This window comes from Erythrobacter sp. EC-HK427 (assembly GCF_902498745.1).
In the GTDB taxonomy this organism is placed as follows: Bacteria; Pseudomonadota; Alphaproteobacteria; order Sphingomonadales; family Sphingomonadaceae; genus Alteraurantiacibacter.
Window position 1 is genome coordinate 942,572 of the sequence record NZ_LR701479.1, and the last position, 15,898, is coordinate 958,469.

12 protein-coding genes are annotated in these 15,898 nt (G+C 64.8%); 7 read left to right on the forward strand and 5 right to left on the reverse strand.

Annotated features, from left to right (window positions below; translation table 11 throughout):
- Positions 1 to 32 precede the first annotated feature (32 nt).
- Both GC121_RS04475 and GC121_RS04480 read left to right on the forward strand, forming a co-directional pair.
- Positions 33 to 1,712 (forward strand): M28 family peptidase, encoded by a 1,680-nt coding sequence (locus GC121_RS04475; protein WP_151972957.1) that lies wholly within the window; start codon positions 33 to 35, stop codon positions 1,710 to 1,712.
- A gap of 4 nt (positions 1,713 to 1,716) precedes the next feature.
- Complete coding sequence (locus tag GC121_RS04480) at positions 1,717 to 2,709, forward strand: agmatine deiminase family protein (protein ID WP_151972958.1); 993 nt, start codon at positions 1,717 to 1,719, stop codon at positions 2,707 to 2,709.
- Between the two features lie 4 nt (positions 2,710 to 2,713).
- Here GC121_RS04480 and GC121_RS04485 read toward each other — a convergent pair whose 3' ends face one another.
- Positions 2,714 to 3,421, reverse strand: a complete 708-nt coding sequence (locus GC121_RS04485) for a hypothetical protein (protein WP_151972959.1) — start codon at positions 3,419 to 3,421, stop codon at positions 2,714 to 2,716.
- 183 nt (positions 3,422 to 3,604) lie between these two features.
- Here GC121_RS04485 and GC121_RS15770 point away from each other — a divergent pair, with 183 nt between their 5' ends.
- Together GC121_RS15770 and GC121_RS04490 are read left to right on the forward strand one after the other, a co-directional pair.
- Complete coding sequence (locus tag GC121_RS15770) at positions 3,605 to 3,727, forward strand: hypothetical protein (RefSeq protein ID WP_255478886.1); 123 nt, start codon at positions 3,605 to 3,607, stop codon at positions 3,725 to 3,727.
- Positions 3,728 to 3,791: 64 nt separating this feature from the next.
- The gene (locus GC121_RS04490; RefSeq protein ID WP_151972960.1) at positions 3,792 to 4,550 is read left to right on the forward strand and encodes a thioredoxin family protein; all 759 of its coding nucleotides are present in this window, start codon (positions 3,792 to 3,794) and stop codon (positions 4,548 to 4,550) included.
- On the opposite strand, the gene GC121_RS04495 is transcribed toward GC121_RS04490, so the two are convergent.
- The 3 genes from GC121_RS04495 to thrS are packed head-to-tail and all read right to left on the reverse strand — an operon-like array spanning position 4,547 to position 7,691.
- Positions 4,547 to 5,293 (reverse strand): TSUP family transporter, encoded by a 747-nt coding sequence (locus GC121_RS04495; protein WP_339389982.1) that lies wholly within the window; start codon positions 5,291 to 5,293, stop codon positions 4,547 to 4,549. The genes GC121_RS04490 and GC121_RS04495 overlap by 4 nt on opposite strands.
- Positions 5,290 to 5,640 carry a hypothetical protein gene (locus GC121_RS04500; protein WP_151972961.1) on the reverse strand — a complete coding sequence of 117 codons (351 nt, stop codon included), beginning with the start codon at positions 5,638 to 5,640 and terminating at the stop codon, positions 5,290 to 5,292. The genes GC121_RS04495 and GC121_RS04500 overlap by 4 nt, the downstream gene beginning before the upstream one ends.
- 23 nt (positions 5,641 to 5,663) lie before the next feature.
- A complete protein-coding gene (thrS, locus tag GC121_RS04505) occupies positions 5,664 to 7,691 on the reverse strand; it encodes a threonine--tRNA ligase (RefSeq protein ID WP_151972962.1) in 2,028 nt (675 codons plus the stop codon).
- Positions 7,692 to 7,778: 87 nt separating this feature from the next.
- Between thrS and GC121_RS04510 the strand changes: the two genes are divergently transcribed.
- The 3 genes from GC121_RS04510 (at position 7,779) to GC121_RS04520 (ending at position 14,675) form a co-directional block, all read left to right on the forward strand.
- Complete coding sequence (locus tag GC121_RS04510) at positions 7,779 to 8,510, forward strand: alpha/beta fold hydrolase (protein ID WP_151972963.1); 732 nt, start codon at positions 7,779 to 7,781, stop codon at positions 8,508 to 8,510.
- A 143-nt stretch (positions 8,511 to 8,653) separates the two neighbouring features.
- Complete coding sequence (locus tag GC121_RS04515; protein ID WP_151972964.1) at positions 8,654 to 13,396, forward strand: NAD-glutamate dehydrogenase domain-containing protein; 4,743 nt, start codon at positions 8,654 to 8,656, stop codon at positions 13,394 to 13,396.
- Positions 13,397 to 13,451: 55 nt separating this feature from the next.
- The gene (locus GC121_RS04520) at positions 13,452 to 14,675 is read left to right on the forward strand and encodes an NAD(P)/FAD-dependent oxidoreductase (protein WP_151972965.1); all 1,224 of its coding nucleotides are present in this window, start codon (positions 13,452 to 13,454) and stop codon (positions 14,673 to 14,675) included.
- A gap of 116 nt (positions 14,676 to 14,791) precedes the next feature.
- Here the strand turns inward: GC121_RS04520 and queG are convergent, their stop codons facing one another.
- Positions 14,792 to 15,865: a tRNA epoxyqueuosine(34) reductase QueG gene (gene queG, locus GC121_RS04525; RefSeq protein WP_151972966.1), complete on the reverse strand. Its 1,074-nt coding sequence runs from the start codon at positions 15,863 to 15,865 to the stop codon at positions 14,792 to 14,794.
- Between the last annotated feature and the right edge of the window lie 33 nt (positions 15,866 to 15,898).

Genomic DNA, 15,898 nt, shown 5'->3' on the forward strand with positions numbered 1-15,898 from the left:
TGCTAGCCCGCGCCGGGTGCCAGATAGCGCGCATGATAACGATCCCGACCGCCTTTGCCCGCATCCTTGCCCCCTCCCTCGCGATCCTTTCGCTAACCGGCTGCGTCACCGACACGCCTCCGCCCGTGCCATCATCGGATGATCTGCTGATTTCGCTGGAAACGATGCAGGAGGTTACGCGCACGCTTTCCTCCGATGCCTTCGAAGGGCGCGAGCCGGGCACGCCGGGAGGCGAGCGGACGGTTGACTATCTGGTCGAGCAATTCGCCGCCGCCGGTCTGCAACCGGGCAATGGGGGCAGCTGGGTGCAGGATGTGCCGCTGATCGAGATCACCGGCAGCAACCACGCCCCGCTCACCATCGGCAACCGGCAATTCGCTTTTGGCAGCGACTGGGTGGGAGTGAGCTACCGCCAGACCCCGCGCACCGTGCTGGAGGACAGCGAGCTGGTGTTTGTCGGCTTTGGCATCAACGCGCCCGAGCGCGGCTGGAACGATTACGAAGGGCTGGATATGCGCGGCAAAACCGCGCTGATCCTCGTCAACGATGCCGATTACGCCGCCGAAGGGCTGGAAGGCCCCTTCAATGGCCGCGCAATGACCTATTACGGGCGCTGGACCTACAAGTACGAAGAGGCCGCACGGCAAGGCGCGGCTGCCGCGATCATCATTCACGAGGATTTCCCTGCCAGCTATGGCTGGAACGTCGTCGAAACGAGCTGGTCGGGTCCGCAGGCCTTCGCCGATACCGGCAATGGCGGGGCCAATGCGACGCTGGTGAACGGCTGGATCCAGTCCGCCGCCGCGCGCGAGATTTTTGCCGCCGCGGGCATGGATTACGAGGACATGGCGCTGGCCGCGCGATCGCCCGGTTTTACGCCGGTCTCGCTTGGGCAAGGCGTGTCGACTAGCTTCGACAACACCGTCCGCCGCTTTTCCTCGCAAAACGTGATCGGCATCCTGCCCGGCACCACCGCGCCCGACGAATATGTGCTGCACACCGCGCATTGGGATCATCTGGGCATTTGCGGCGAGGAAGGCGATGCGGACATGATCTGCAACGGCGCGGTCGATAATGCGACGGGCACCGCTGCGCTGGTCGCTTTGGCCGAGGCACACGCCGCCGCCGGGCCGACGCAGCGCAGCCAGGTGTTTCTGGCGGTAACTGCGGAGGAATCGGGTCTGCTCGGCAGCGAATATTACGCCGCCAATCCCGTCTATCCGCTCCATCGCACGGTGGGCGGAGTGAATATCGATGCGCTTTATGTACTGGGCGCGGCGAGCGATGTGACCGTGATCGGCGGGGGCAAGAGTTCGCTTGACGACTATCTTTCCACCGCACTGGCGCAGCAGGGCCGCACCGCCACGCCCGATGCCGCACCGCAAGCGGGCCGCTATTACCGCTCCGACCATTTCAGCCTCGCCAAGCGCGGCGTGCCGATGTTCTATATCAAATCGGGGCAGACGCTGGTCGACGGCGGCGCAGCGGCAGGCGATGCGGCCTATCGCGATTACAACACCAACCGCTATCACGCGGCGGGCGACGAATATTCGGAAGACTGGGACTGGGCCGGGGTGATGCAGGATCTGGAACTGTATTTCCTCCTCGCCCGCGCGCTCGGCAACAGCAGCGACTGGCCCAACTGGAACCCCAACGACGAATTCCGCGCCGCCCGCGATGCGAGCTGTGCTGCCGGTAACAGGGGGTGCTGATCCGATGACATTCCGGATGACCGCCGAATGGGCTGAGCAGGACTGGATCTGGATCGGCTTCCCCGCCCATGCCGATTTGTGGGAAGAGGATCTCGAACCCGCGCAAGCGCAGATCGCCGCCGCCGCCAATGCCATTGCGAGCAGCGGGCAGGATGTGCGGCTGGTTGTCCGCGATGAAGCGGCGGAGAAGGCCGCGCGCAGGCTGGTTGAACCAAATGTGCACCTTGAACGCCACCCTTATGGCGACATCTGGCTGCGCGATACCGGGCCGCTGACCGTGCTGGGGCCGCAGGGTGCGCGGCGCGCGCAGGGCTTCGGCTTCAATGGCTGGGGCGGCAAATTCATCATGGAAGGCGACGCGGAAACCGGCCCCTCGCTCGCGGCAGCAGGGGGCCTGCCCTATACCCGCGCCGACTGGATCCTCGAAGGCGGCTCGATCGAAACCGATGGCACCGGGCTTTTCGTGACGACCGAGCAGTGCCTGCTCAACCCCAACCGCAATCCGGGCCTTGGCCGGGACGACATCGAGAAATGTCTCGCCCGTGATTTGGGAGCTGTCCGGTGTGTCTGGCTGGGCGACGGGCTGCACGGCGACCATACTGACGGGCACATCGACAACCTTGCGCGAATGGTCGGCGAAGGGGTTATCGCGATTCCTGTCGCCAGCACGCCGGACGATCCCAACGCCGCGATTTACGACGATGCCCGCGCCCGTGCGCGCGCCGCCGGACTCGAGGTGCGCGACGTGCCCTCGCTCGGTCTCTATGGCGATGACGAGGACGCAGAACCCGCCAGCGCGATGAATTTTATCATAGCAAACAAAGTGATCGTCGTGCCGACCTACGGCACCCCGTTTGACGCTGAAGCGGTCAAAGCCATCGGCGCGCTGTTCCCCGGACGCGAGGCGGTGGGCCTGCCCGCCGATGCGGTGCTGACCGGCGGAGGCAGCTTCCACTGCGCCAGCCAGCACGTGCCGCGGGCGGTTGCTGCAGGCTAGGCGTTCACTCCGCCGCGGGCGCGGTGCAACTGGCCGTTGGCGCGCCGCCCTTGGCCCCGCCGATCAGCGTCGCCAGCGCATCGCGCACCACCTGCGCCCGGTTGCTGTTTTCCAGCGCCCAGACAATGTGGTCGCGCCGCTCGTCAATATCCTCGAACGCTTGCTGGCCATTGTAGAAGCCGACCCGCCGGCCGCGTGCGCGAATGCAATTGCCCGATGCGCAATCGATCTGCACCGCAGGCATCCCGTTATAGGTCACCAACTGCACGCGATTGGACAATTGCCGGGGATCGACTTCGTAACTGATCCGGTCTGAAACGCCCGCGTCGTTATAGCCGTCGGCTACCGCCGCTTCCTCGGTCTCGACCCATGCCCATTCCTCGGCTGTGAGGCTTTCGATCTGGACGCGGAAGGCGAAGCCTGCCGTAAGGGCACCGTCGCTGCCTTGGGAGGACACATTGTCCAGACCGGTCATGATGTTGTCGCGCGCGTCGCGCATAGCCCGGTCAAAAGTCTCGCGCGCCTCCGCCGCATCATCGACACAGGCCTCGTATTCCGCTTGCGCCTCGTCCTGCTGGTCAGAAAGCAAGGCAAGCCGCTGTGCTTCCGCTGCGGCCTCGGCCCGGCCTTGGGCACGGGCCTGTTCGAGCTGTTCGCTGTTGTCGCAGGCCGCCAGTGACCCAGTAATCAAGAGAAGTCCCAGTAAACGCATAAAGCCCCCTTTTTGCATTTCCTGCTGTGCTGAGCCCCCGGCAACGCGCTAGGCAACAATACATATTTGTGCGGAGGGTTTAAGAGCCTTTGTTGGCTGCCGTCCCTTTTTGGCGCGCCGTTGCGGGCGCGAAAGGCGTGGCGGTTTAACCTTTCGTTAGGGAATCGGGCGCAGAATTGCGGCATGGCCAAAGCTATTGCCTTTACCCGCTCCCGCATCGCCGCCGCGCAAGACACGGCACGCGCGCTGATCGTGAGCTTTTGCGCGATTGCGTTGATCGTTGCCGGGCAAGCCGCGCCCTTCTGATCGGTAAGTAACCGCGCAGTGACGCGCACCGAATGCTCTCCTGAACCTTCAGGAGAAGCCCCCCGTGAAAGCTCTTTTCGCTCTTGCCGCGCTTGGCGTTGCTGCCGTCGGGATCGGCTATGCGCTGCATATGCCGGACGAGATGGCCAAGGCGGAAACGCAGCCGCTCGAGCCCGCAGCAATCGCCGAAGGCAGCGGCCCGGTCGTGGTCGAAATGTTCACCAGCCAGAGCTGTTCCTCCTGTCCGCCCGCCGATGCGCTGGCGGCAGAGCTGGCCGTGCGCGATGATGTCATCGTGATCTCGCGCAATGTGACGTATTGGAACCGCATCGGCTGGGAAGACACGCTGTCCGACGAGGCCAATACGCAGCTCCAGCGCGCCTATGCCCGGCGCGGGCTGGCGGGGCGCAACGGCGTTTACACCCCGCAAGCGGTGGTGGACGGGCGCGATGGCGTGGTCGGGTCGCGCGCCAGCGAGCTGTCGGCGCTGATCGCACAGGAGGGCGAACGCGAACGGCCTTTGCTGGTGGTGGAGGGTAACGGCGTTTCGATCACCGGCGCAACAAGCGGAGCGGCCACCCTTTCCGTCATCGCGGTCGATGCGAGCGAAACAGTCGCCATTGGCGCGGGCGAAAACCGTGACCGCAGCGTGACCTACACCAATAGCTGGCTGGGCGAAGCCGCCATCGGCACCTGGAATGGCGGCACGGCGCGCTTCCAGCTGCCCGAGACACTGCCTGCGGGCGACCGCCATGTGCTGATCCTCCGCGAGGCCAGCGAGGACGGGTCGGGCGCAATCCTTGCGGGGCGCTGGATCAGCTAGAGTTTGAGGAGGGCTGCCAGCGCCGCCCCACCCAGCACCACGCCCACCAGCACGCGCCACACCGGATCGCTCACTCTCCCGAAGGCCAGCGAGCCGAGCCAGTTGCCGAGCGCCATCAGCGGAAACAGCAGTGCGCCGAACACAAGCAGATGCGGCTCCAGCAATCCGGTCGCGGCACCGGACAGCAGGCCGGCGAGCGAGGCCGTGCCGAAAATCCCGATCATCGAGGCTTTGGCCGTCACCCGCGCCATTTCCTGCCGCACATAATAGGGCACCACGGGGATGCCCGGCATCGCCGCGAAGCCGGTCATCAGTCCCGAGATCAAGCCGGTCGCACCGGTGGCCCAAGGGCCGGGAGGGGCCGGATTTTTGCGGCGCGGCCAGATCACCATGACAAAGGCGGAGAGCGCGGCGAGCGCGATCAGCAGGCGGGCGAGCGGCTGCGGCGTTGCGCTCAAGAGCAGCAATCCGGGCAGGGTCGTCAGCATCAGCAATCCGCCAATCGCATAGGCCGAGCGCGCCGCTTCGCGCAGGACGAAGCGGATTTCACTCAGCGCCATGGCGAGCGCGAGGATATTGATCAGCAGCACCGCTTCCACCGGCGCCAGCGCCAGCGCAAGGATCGGGGCGAGCAGGAAGCCAAAGCCGAACCCCGTCAACCCGCGCACAATCGCCGCCCCCAAAGTGGCCAAGGCCGCCGCGACGATCTGTGTCGTCGAAAACCCGGCGAGAATGTCGATCACGCAGGCGAGCGCGTCAGGATCAGGCCGAGCGTCACGGCATGAAAGGCGGCAATCGCCAGATTGCTCACCACAACAGGATTGCCCAGCGTTCCCACCGTCATGGGCGTCAGCAGCTTATAGACAACCTGGATTGCCAGCAGTGCCGCCACTGCCGCCGGGATCGGCTTCAGCAACAGGGCCGCTGAACCCGCGAGTATCGCCAGATACACCGCCAGCAGAATGCCGCGCGCAGGCGCGGCCGCGCCATAGGCCTCCTGTGCCCAAGTGGCAGAGGTAGCCAGGCCGTAAGTCACCGGCACCAGCACCAGAATGTTCAGCGCAAGCGAAAGGGTGATCATCAGCTTCATGATGCGCCGCCGCTTCCTGCCGCTCAGGCTTTCAGATCGGGCGGGGTCGCTGCATCTTTCAGCATCGCAATCGCTTCGTCGAGCGGCATCACACGCTGGTGTTGCTCGCCCAGTGTGCGCACGGCAACCGTGCCTTCCTCCGCCTCGCGCTTGCCGACCACCAGCAGGTAGGGGACTTTGGCGAGCGAATGTTCGCGCACCTTGTAGTTGATCTTTTCGTTGCGCAGGTCGCTGTCCACGCGAATGCCCGCCGCTTCCAGCTTGGCGACCGCTTCTTTGGCGTAGTCATCGGCATCGGAGACGATGGTGGCGACCACCGTCTGCACCGGTGCCAGCCACACCGGCAAGCGACCGGCGAAATGCTCGATCAGAATGCCGATGAAGCGTTCATACGAGCCGAAGATCGCGCGGTGGAGCATTACGGGGCGGTGTTTTTCGCCATCTTCGCCCACATACACAGCATCGAGCCTGTCGGGCAGCACGCGGTCGCCCTGGATCGTGCCGACTTGCCAGGTTCGGCCAATCGCGTCGGTCAGGTGCCATTCGAGCTTGGGGGCGTAGAACGCGCCTTCGCCGGGCAGTTCCTCCCAGCCATAGTCGGCATTGTCCATCCCCGCTTCGGCCACCGCGTCGCGCAGTTCCTGCTCGGCCTTGTCCCAGTCAGCGTCCGAGCCGAACCGCTTTTCCGGCCGCAGCGCCAACTTGACGTGATAGCTGAAACCGAAATCCTTGTAGACACTGTCCGCCAGCGCGCAGAAGGCACGCACTTCCTCCACCACCTGTTTCTCGGTGCAGAAGATATGCGCATCGTCCTGCGTAAACTGGCGCACGCGCATGAGGCCGTGGAGCGCGCCATGCGGCTCGTTGCGGTGGCAGCAGCCCATTTCGCCCAGCCGGATCGGCAGATCGCGATAGGACGTAATGCCCTGCTTGAAGACCAGCACGTGCGCCGGGCAATTCATCGGCTTGATCGCCATCCACGCCGCATCATCGGCGACTTTCGGCGAAGCGGCGGTTTCCCCGGCATCGTCCACTTGCGGCACGATATCGGGCACGGCGAACATATTCTCGGCATATTTGCCCCAGTGCCCCGACTGCGTCCATTGGCGCACGTCCATCAGCTGCGGGGTCTTGATCTCGCGATAGCCGCTCGCGTCCATCTTGCGGCGCATATAGGCTTCGAGTTCGCGCCAGATGCGATAGCCCTTGGGGTGCCAGAAGACGCTGCCATGCGCCTCTTCCTGCAAATGGAACAGGTCCATCTCGCGCCCGAGCCGCCGGTGATCGCGCTTGGCCGCTTCTTCCAGCCGCGTCAGATGTTCGTTCAGCTGCTTCTTGTTGAGCCAGCCGGTGCCGTAAATGCGCGTCAATTGCGCATTGTTCTGGTCGCCGCGCCAATAGGCGCCCGCCACCCGCATCAATTTGAAGGCCTGCGGGTCGAGCTTGCCGGTGCTGGGCAGGTGCGGGCCGCGGCACATATCGAGCCAGTCATCGCCCGACCAATAGACCGTCAGTTCCTCGCCCCCATTTTCACCGGCGGGCAGTTCCTTCGCCCATTCGGCCTTGAACGCCTCGCCATCGGCCTCCCATTTGGCGATCAGCGCCTCGCGGCTCCATGCTTCACGGCGCAAGGGCTTGTCGGCCTGGATGATGCGGCGCATCTCCTCCTCGATCGCGGGCAGATCGTCCATCGAGAAGGGCGGGCGGTTATCGGGCGCTTTGACGTCGTAATAAAAGCCGTCATCGGTTGCCGGGCCGAAGGTGATCTGGGTGCCGGGGAACAGCGATTGCACCGCTTCGGCCAGCACATGCGCAAAGTCGTGGCGCGCGAGTTCGAGCGCGTCCGCCTCGTCGCGCGCGGTGATCAACGCCAGCTCGCTATCGCCGTCGAACGGGCGGTTCAGATCGCGCACTTCGCCGTTCACCCGCGCCGCGAGTGCGGCCTTGGCAAGGCCGGGGCCAATCGCAGCGGCGACATCGCCGGGAGTGCTGCCCGGCGCCATCTCGCGAACGGAACCATCGGGCAGGCTGATTTTGAGTAATTCGGTCATGCGCTGCCACCTAGTGCCTTCGCGGGCGTGCGCCAAGTGGGGATAATGGCTTGCCTCCCGCCATGCGGCGCAATTAGACGTGACGCCATGACACAAGTGCGCACGCATCCGCTTGGCGAAAAGCAATGGCTCGCCTTCCGCCACACGCCCGGCAGCGGCCCGGCCATTGTGTTTCTGCCCGGCTATATGTCCGATATGGAAGGCAGCAAGGCGACCGCCTTGTTCGACGATTGCGTGGCGACGGGGCGCGAATGCCTGCTGCTCGACTATTCGGGTTGCGGCGATAGCAGCGGCGATTTTGCCGATGGCACCTTGTTCGATTGGGCCGAGGATGCGGGGTTGCTAATCGGCGATTATGTCGAGAACGAGCGGATCGTGCTGGTCGGCTCTTCCATGGGCGGCTGGGTGATGCTGCTGCTCGGCCAGTCCATGCCCGAACGGCTGGCGGGGCTGGTCGGCATTGCCGCCGCGCCGGACTTCTCCGAATGGGGTTATACGGACGAGCAGAAGGATGCGCTGCATCTCGGCGATACGATCTACGAGGAGAGCGATTACGGCTACGATCCGATGCCTACGCATGCGAAGTTCTGGAAGAATGCGCAGGCCAACCGGGTGCTCGGCGATACGATCCCGATTTTTTGCCCGGTGCGCCTGCTCCACGGGCAGGAGGACAAGGACGTGCCGCCCGACATTTCGCTGCGCCTCGCCGCCGCGCTGGAGAGCGAAGACGTGCAAGTGACCATTGTCAAAGGCGGCGACCACCGCCTCAGCCGCCCCACCGATATCGCGCTCCTGCTCAAAACCGTTGCGTCGCTGTGAAACAAAACTGGTTTCCAGTGAAACAAAATGTGTGCATTGCGTAGGTCGCTGCGATAGTGGCGGCAGCAATTGTCCGGTATGACCGGAAACGAGGGCGTTTTTCGAGTCGCGGCTCGGCAAAACGCGAGGAGAGACGAGGGTTTATGCCGAGCACGAGCACCAAGAGCGCTGCCTTTTCCGAATTGACCAAAGAGGAGCAGGGCTTTGCCAGCTCCCTGCGCGCACGGATCAGCACGTCGATCCTGCCCGGCGAAACTCCGCTCGAAGGCGAGCAGCTGGATGCCGCCACCGCGTTTGTGATCGAAGCGGCGCGCACGCGCGAGGATGGCAAGCCCGCGATCCTGATCCGCTCGGCCGCAGAAGGGCGGCGCTTTATGCGCATCGCCATTATCAACAAGGATATGCCGTTCCTGGTCGATTCGATCGGCGCGGCGATGGCTGCCCATGGCCTGCCGATCGATGTGCTCGTCCACCCGATCCTCCCCGTCCGCCGCAAGGATGGCGTGCTGTGCGAACTGCCTGAAGGCGATGGCACGGGCGAGCGCAAGGAAAGCTGGGTCTATCTCGAAACGCCGCGGCTTGACGCCAAGCAACGCCGCGCGCTGGAAGCGGAGCTCGAAGCCGCGCTGCTCGATGTGCGCGCTTGCGTGGCCGACTGGCCGCAAATGCGGCAGATGATGGAAGACGATGCGGATCGCCTGTCCGATGGCGAAGGCGCGGCGCTGCTGCGCTGGCTGGCCAGTGGCATGATGACGCAACTGGGCCACCTCACCCGCACCCGCGACGGCGAGACGCGCGATGTCATGGGCATCTGCCGCCGCTCGACTCCCGATCTGCTGGCCGATGATGCGTTCGACAAGGCGTTCGCCTGGTTTGACGGCGAATTGCCGCGCCAGAATGGCAAGCCCGGCCGCAGCCCGCTGATCCTGAAAGCCAACCGCATCGCCAAGGTGCACCGCCGCGTGCCGCTCGACCTGTTTATCGTTCCGATCATGCAGAAGGGGCGGGTGGAAGCCCTGTCCGTCCATGCGGGCATCTGGACCAGTGCCGCGCTGGTTTCCCCGCCCGATAGCGTGCCAGTGCTGCGCCAGCAGCTCAAGGGGATCATGGAGCGGCTCGACTTCGAAGCGGGCAGCCATGATTACAAGGCGCTGGTGCACGCGCTCACCGCGCTGCCGCACGATCTTATCATCAGCTTCTCGGACGATGATATCACCCGCGTCGCCACCTCGATGATGGGGCTGACCGACCGTCCGCGCCCGCGCGCGACGCTGGTCACCGCGCCGCTCGAACGGCATTTGTTCGGCTTCGTCTGGCTGCCGCGCGATATGCTCTCCACCACGGTGCGTTTGCAGGTGGAAGACCTGCTCGAAGCGCATACCGGCGCGCAAACGCTCGACTGGAGCCTGATGGTCGAAGGCGGCAATCTGGCGCTGCTGCGCTATGTCATGGACTTCCGTGGGACCGATACCAGCGCCGACAGTGCAGCGGTGGACGCCGCGCTCGGCGCGATGCTGCGCGGCTGGACCGATGCCGTGGAAGAGGCGCTGGCCGCGCAGGAAGAACCAAGCCGCGCCGCCGCGCTTGCCATGCGCTATGCGGAGAGCTTCCCGCCCTTCTACCGCGCCACCTATGGAGCGCAGGAAGCGGCAACCGACATTCTGCGGCTGCGCAATCTTGCCGCCCATGCCGGTGAAGCGGGCCAGGGGCGCGATGCCCGGCTGTACCACTCGCCCGCCGATGAAGAAGGACGCCTGCGGCTCAAGATTTACCAGCATCATGGCGCGCTGCCGCTGTCCGATGCCGTTCCCGCGCTCGAAAACTTCGGCTTCCGCGTGTTGTCGGAAGTTCCCAGCGAGCTGGGCGGCGAGGATACCGGCACGATCCACGATTTCGTGCTCGGCCTGCCCGCCGGAATGGAAGTGGATGCGCTGCTCGAACGCGCGGACGTTATCGAAGCGGCGATATCGAGCGTGCTCAACGAACACGCCGAGGACGATGTTTTCAACCGCCTCGTCATCGCCTGCCGCCTGAATGCGCAGGAAGCCGACTGGCTGCGCGCCTTCTATCGCTATCTGCGCCAGTCGAACATTGCCTTTACGATCTATACTGTGGTCGATGCATTGGCAGGCGCGCCCGATGTGACGCGCGGCCTAATCACGCTGCTGCGCACGCTGCACGATCCCGCGTTCAAGGGTGACCGCGACAAGGCTGTGGCAGAGGTCGAGGATGATATCCGCGCCGGGCTCGCGCAAGTGGGCGCGATCAATGACGACCGGCTGCTGCGCCGCTATTGGGCGACGATCCGCGCGGTGCTGCGCACCAATGCCTTCGCGCCGGCTGCCGCCGATGCGCTCGCGTTCAAACTGGATAGCGCGCAGGTGCCCGGCCTGCCCGCGCCCGTTCCATGGCGCGAGATTTTCGTCTATTCGCGCCGCGTCGAGGGCATCCACTTGCGCGCCGGGCCGGTGGCGCGCGGAGGGCTGCGCTGGTCTGACCGGCGCGACGATTTCCGCACCGAAATCCTCGGCCTGATGAAAGCGCAGAAGGTGAAGAACGCCGTGATCGTGCCGACCGGCGCGAAAGGCGGCTTCTATCCCAAGCGCCTGCCCAATCCGGCGGTGGACCGCGATGCGTGGTTTGCCGAGGGCAAGGAAAGCTACAAGCTGTTTATCCGCACGCTGCTTTCGATCACCGACAATATCGTCGAGGACAAGGTGGTGCATCCCGAAAGCGTCGTGATCCATGACGGGGAAGACCCGTATTTCGTGGTCGCGGCGGACAAGGGCACGGCGACCTTCTCCGACACCGCCAATGCCATCGCGCTGGAGCGGGATTTCTGGCTGGGCGATGCGTTCGCCAGCGGCGGCTCCAACGGATACGACCACAAGGCGATGGGCATCACCGCGCGCGGTGCGTGGGTGTGCGTGCAGCGGCACTTCCTCGAAATGGGCGTCGATGTGCAGACCGATCCGGTGCGCGTGGTCGGCTGCGGGGATATGTCGGGCGACGTGTTCGGCAACGGGATGCTGCTGTCGCAAGCGATCAAGCTGGTCGCCGCGTTCGACCACCGGCATATCTTCATCGATCCCGACCCCGACCCCGCAGCCAGCTGGAAAGAGCGCAAGCGCCTGTTCGAAATGGAGCGGTCAAGCTGGGCGGACTATTCGGAAAAGCTGCTCTCCACGGGCGGCGCGATCATTCCGCGCAGCAGCAAGCGCATTGAATTGTCGGCGCAAGCGATGGAGGCCTTGGGCATCCATGACAGCGATTTGAAGGACGGCGCGCTCGATCCTGACACGCTGATCGCGCTGATCCTCAAAAGCGATGCCGACCTCATCTGGTTCGGCGGCATAGGCACCTATATCAAGGCGAGCCACGAGAGTAGCGCCGATGTCGGCGATCCGGCGAATGACGCCTTGCGGGTGAATGCCGAGGAGCTGCGTGCCAAGGTGATCGGCGAAGGCGCCAATCTGGGCGTGACGCAAGCGGGCCGCGTGGAATTTTCGCTCGGCGGCGGGCGCGTGAACACCGATTTCATCGACAATTCGGCGGGTGTCGATTGCTCGGATAACGAGGTCAATATCAAGATCGCGCTCACCGCGGCGCGCCGCGCCGGGCGCTTGTCCGAAGAGCGCCGCAACGCGCTGCTCGCCGATATGACCGACGAGGTTGCCGAGCTGGTATTGGAAGACAATCGCTTGCAGGCGCTGGCCCTGTCGATTGCCGAGCAGGGCGGCTGCCGCACGGTCAGCGCGCAGGCGCGGCTCATCGAAATGCTCGAAGACCTGGCCGGGCTCAACCGCGCCAATGAAGGGCTGGGCAATAGCGAGGCACTGGCGCGCCGCGCTGGTGAAGGGCAGGGCCTGACCCGCCCCGAACTGGCGGTGCTGCTGTCCTATTCCAAGCTGACCTTGCAGGAAGCGGTGGAAGGCAGCGCGCTGGCTGACGATGAGACCGCCAATGCGCTGGTGCTGGGCGATTTCCCGCCGCAATTGCAAGAACAATTCGCCGGGCAATTGCTCGACCACCGGCTGCGCAAGGAAATTGTCGGCACCGTGGTGGCGAACCAGATCGTCAACCGCATGGGAATGCTGCATCCCTTCGAACTGGCCGAAGAAGAAGGCGCGGGGCTTGCCGCCATCGCCGCCGGCTTTGTCGCGGCCAGCCGCCTGATCGGCATGGACGAGATCTGGCACACGCTCGATACCGAGGCGATGCCCGAAACCGCGCGGCTGATGCTGTTCGATCAGGCGGCGCTGGCGCTGCGCGCGCATATCGCCGATTTGCTGCGCGCCTGTAATGCGGGGTTTGCGCCATCCACTCTGATTGCCGAGATCGGCGAGATGGTCAGCACGCTCAACGGGCAGGCCGAAACCCTGCTGGGCGATGAAGCGCGCGCCCATGTCGATGCGCTTGCGGCCAGCATGGTGGAAAAGGGTGCAAGCGGAGAACACGCGCAGATGGTCGCCCGCCTGTTCGCCTTTGACGGGGCCATCGGCCTGTCGCGGCTGGCAGCCGATACCGGGCTCGCCCCGCTCGATCTGGCGCACGCCTTTATTGATCTCGGCGCGCAGCTGGGCATCGACTGGGCACAGTCGCGCGCTGCGGTGATGAGCCCGACCGATCCGTGGGAGCGCTTGCTCGTTTCCGGCCTTGCGCGCGATTTCCAGCAGATGCGATTCGATTTCCTGCGCGGCCTTGCCCGCAAGCGTGGCAAAAATTCCGGTGACCCGCAGGCGCTGATTGCCGAGTGGACGCAAGCCAATGAAAACGCGATTGCGCATTTCCGGCGGATGATCACGCGGGCGAAGGCAGCAACCCCGGTTGCTCCCGCCATGCTCGCGCAGATCGCCAGCCAGGCGCGCAATTTGTTACAGGGTTAACGCGACGCCGCCTCTCGGCTTGACCGCGCCGCCGATTTTGCCCACTCACCGCGCCATGAACCAGTTCGATGTTGTGATTGTCGGCACCGGGCATGGCGGCGCGCAAGCCGCGATTGCCTTGCGCCAGAACGGTTTTGCGGGAACGATCGGCATGATCGGCCGCGACCGCGAACCGCCTTATGAACGCCCGCCGCTCTCCAAGGAGTATCTGGCGGGTGACAAGCCGTTCGAACGCCTGCTGATCCGCCCCGAAGCCTTCTGGGGGGAAAAGGCGATCACGCTGATACTCGGTCAATCGGTGACGAAGATTGATCCCGAAGCGAAGGAAGTCATCCTCGGATCGGGCGACCGCATCGGTTACGGACGGTTGATCTGGGCTGCGGGCGGCGATGCGCGGCGGCTGTCATGCCCCGGCGGCCATCTCGATGGCGTGCACGCGGTGCGCGACAAGCGCGATGTGGATGCCTTGTTGGCCGATCTGGCCGACGGCGCGCAGCATTTCGTGGTGATCGGCGGCGGCTATATCGGGCTGGAGGCCGCAGCGGTGCTGCGCAAGCTCGGCCGCAAGGTCACGCTGGTGGAAGCGCAAGACCGCGTGTTGAACCGCGTCGCGGGCGAGGAACTGTCACGCTTCTATCAGGACGAACACACAAGGCAGGGCATCGAACTGCGGCTGGGCGTCGGCGTCGAACGGCTGACGGGCGCGACCCGTGTCGAAAGCGTGGTGCTGGCCAATGGCGAGGCGATTGCGTGTGACGGCGTGGTGGTGGGCATCGGCATCGTTCCGGCGGTCGGCCCGCTGATCGCGGCGGGCGCGGCGGGCGCCAACGGGGTTGATGTCAGCGAGCTCTGCCACACCAGCCTGCCGCACATCTACGCTATCGGCGATTGCGCGGCGCACGCCAATGTCTGGGCGGACGGCGCGGTCATCCGGCTCGAAAGCGTGCAAAACGCGCATGATATGGCGACCACCGCGGCGAAGGCGATTTGCGGCGAGAAGCAGCCCTACGCCGCCTTCCCGTGGTTCTGGTCGAACCAGTATGATCTGAAGTTGCAGACCGCCGGGCTCAGCATGGGGCATGATCAGGCGGTGCTGCGCGGCGACCCGGCGAGCCGCAGCTTTTCGGTGCTGTATATGAAGGATGGGCGGGTGATTGCGGTGGACGCGGTCAACTCGACGCGCTGCTATGTACAGGGCCGCAAGCTGATAGAAGCGCGGGTGGAAGTCGATCCCGCCGATCTGGCGAACCCTGACGTGGTGCTCAAGGATTTGCGCTGAGCTGAGGAGCCCCCTCCTTTTCAAAGGAGGGGGTTGGGGGTGGTTGCGCGGTCGCACGACCGCGCTGGTGCTGCAAGCACCACCCCGCTGCGACTAGGCAGGCAAGCTGCCAAGTCTCACTGCCCCTCCTCTGAAGAGGAGGGGAGTTTTCCTAAAGCCCACCGCGCCGCCTCCGCCACCACTTCATCCGCATCCTGCGTCAGCGCAGCGACCTGCTCTGTTAACGCCGCATTCCCGCTATTGCCCGCCGCGATCAGGCAATTGCGCACGAAACGGTTGCGACCGATCCGCTTGATTGGCGAGCCGGAGAATTTCGCGCGAAAGCCCGCATCCTCCAACGCCAGCAATTCATCGAGACGCGGCGCGACCAGATCCTCGCGCGGGGCGAAGGCGCGGTTGCGGGCAGCGCTGTCGGCAAATTTGTTCCATGGACACACGGCAAGGCAATCGTCGCAGCCATAGATGCGGTTGCCAATGGCTTCGCGGAATTCCTCGGGGATCGGCCCCTTGTGCTCGATCGTGAGGTAGGAAATGCACCGCCGCGCGTCTAACCGGTAGGTTTGCGGGAAAGCATCGGTCGGGCAGGCGGTCTGGCACGCGGTGCACGAGCCACAGCGGTCTTCATGGGGCGCATCCGGTGCCAGTTCCAACGTGGTGTAAATCGCGCCGAGAAATAGCCAGTTGCCGTGTTCACGGCTAACCATATTGGTGTGCTTGCCCTGCCAGCCGAGCCCCGCCGCCTCGCCCAGCGGCTTTTCCATCACCGGCGCGGTATCGACGAAGACCTTGAGCTGCGCTGCCGGTTCCTGCTCGCAGAGCCAGCGGGCGAGCGCCTTCAGCGCCTTTTTCACCGTGTCGTGATAATCGCGCCCTTGGGCATAGACCGAAATGCGCGCCCGCTCGGCATCGCCTTCCAGCGCCAGCGGATCGGTATCGGGCGCATAGCTCATGCCGAGCGCGATCACGCTTTTCGCCTCCGGCCACATCGATTGCGGGCCCTGGCGCACCTCGGCGCGGTCTTCCATCCAGCCCATGTTGCCATGAAAGCCCGCCGCCAGCCATTCATGCAGCCGCTGCGCGCGCAGCGGATCGTCTGCTGCAGGCGCGATGCCCACCGCCACAAAGCCCAGCTCGCGCGCTTTGGCGCGCAGGCGTTCCTCAAGCGACAGCGTAACCGGTGTGTTAACCATAATGGGAGGGCGTCCCGTTCATTCCTCCCCTGT

What these genes read in the sequence shown, in the direction of transcription:
- GC121_RS04475 (WP_151972957.1), top strand. Translation starts at nt 33, where the DNA reads ATGATAACGATCCCGACCGCCTTTGCCCGCATCCTTGCCCCCTCCCTC.
- GC121_RS04480 (WP_151972958.1), top strand. Translation starts at nt 1,717, where the DNA reads ATGACATTCCGGATGACCGCCGAATGGGCTGAGCAGGACTGGATCTGG.
- GC121_RS04485 (WP_151972959.1), bottom strand. Translation starts at nt 3,421, where the DNA reads ATGCGTTTACTGGGACTTCTCTTGATTACTGGGTCACTGGCGGCCTGC.
- GC121_RS15770 (WP_255478886.1), top strand. Translation starts at nt 3,605, where the DNA reads ATGGCCAAAGCTATTGCCTTTACCCGCTCCCGCATCGCCGCCGCGCAA.
- GC121_RS04500 (WP_151972961.1), bottom strand. Translation starts at nt 5,640, where the DNA reads ATGAAGCTGATGATCACCCTTTCGCTTGCGCTGAACATTCTGGTGCTG.
- thrS (WP_151972962.1), bottom strand. Translation starts at nt 7,691, where the DNA reads ATGACCGAATTACTCAAAATCAGCCTGCCCGATGGTTCCGTTCGCGAG.
- GC121_RS04510 (WP_151972963.1), top strand. Translation starts at nt 7,779, where the DNA reads ATGACACAAGTGCGCACGCATCCGCTTGGCGAAAAGCAATGGCTCGCC.
- GC121_RS04515 (WP_151972964.1), top strand. Translation starts at nt 8,654, where the DNA reads ATGCCGAGCACGAGCACCAAGAGCGCTGCCTTTTCCGAATTGACCAAA.
- GC121_RS04520 (WP_151972965.1), top strand. Translation starts at nt 13,452, where the DNA reads ATGAACCAGTTCGATGTTGTGATTGTCGGCACCGGGCATGGCGGCGCG.
- queG (WP_151972966.1), bottom strand. Translation starts at nt 15,865, where the DNA reads ATGGTTAACACACCGGTTACGCTGTCGCTTGAGGAACGCCTGCGCGCC.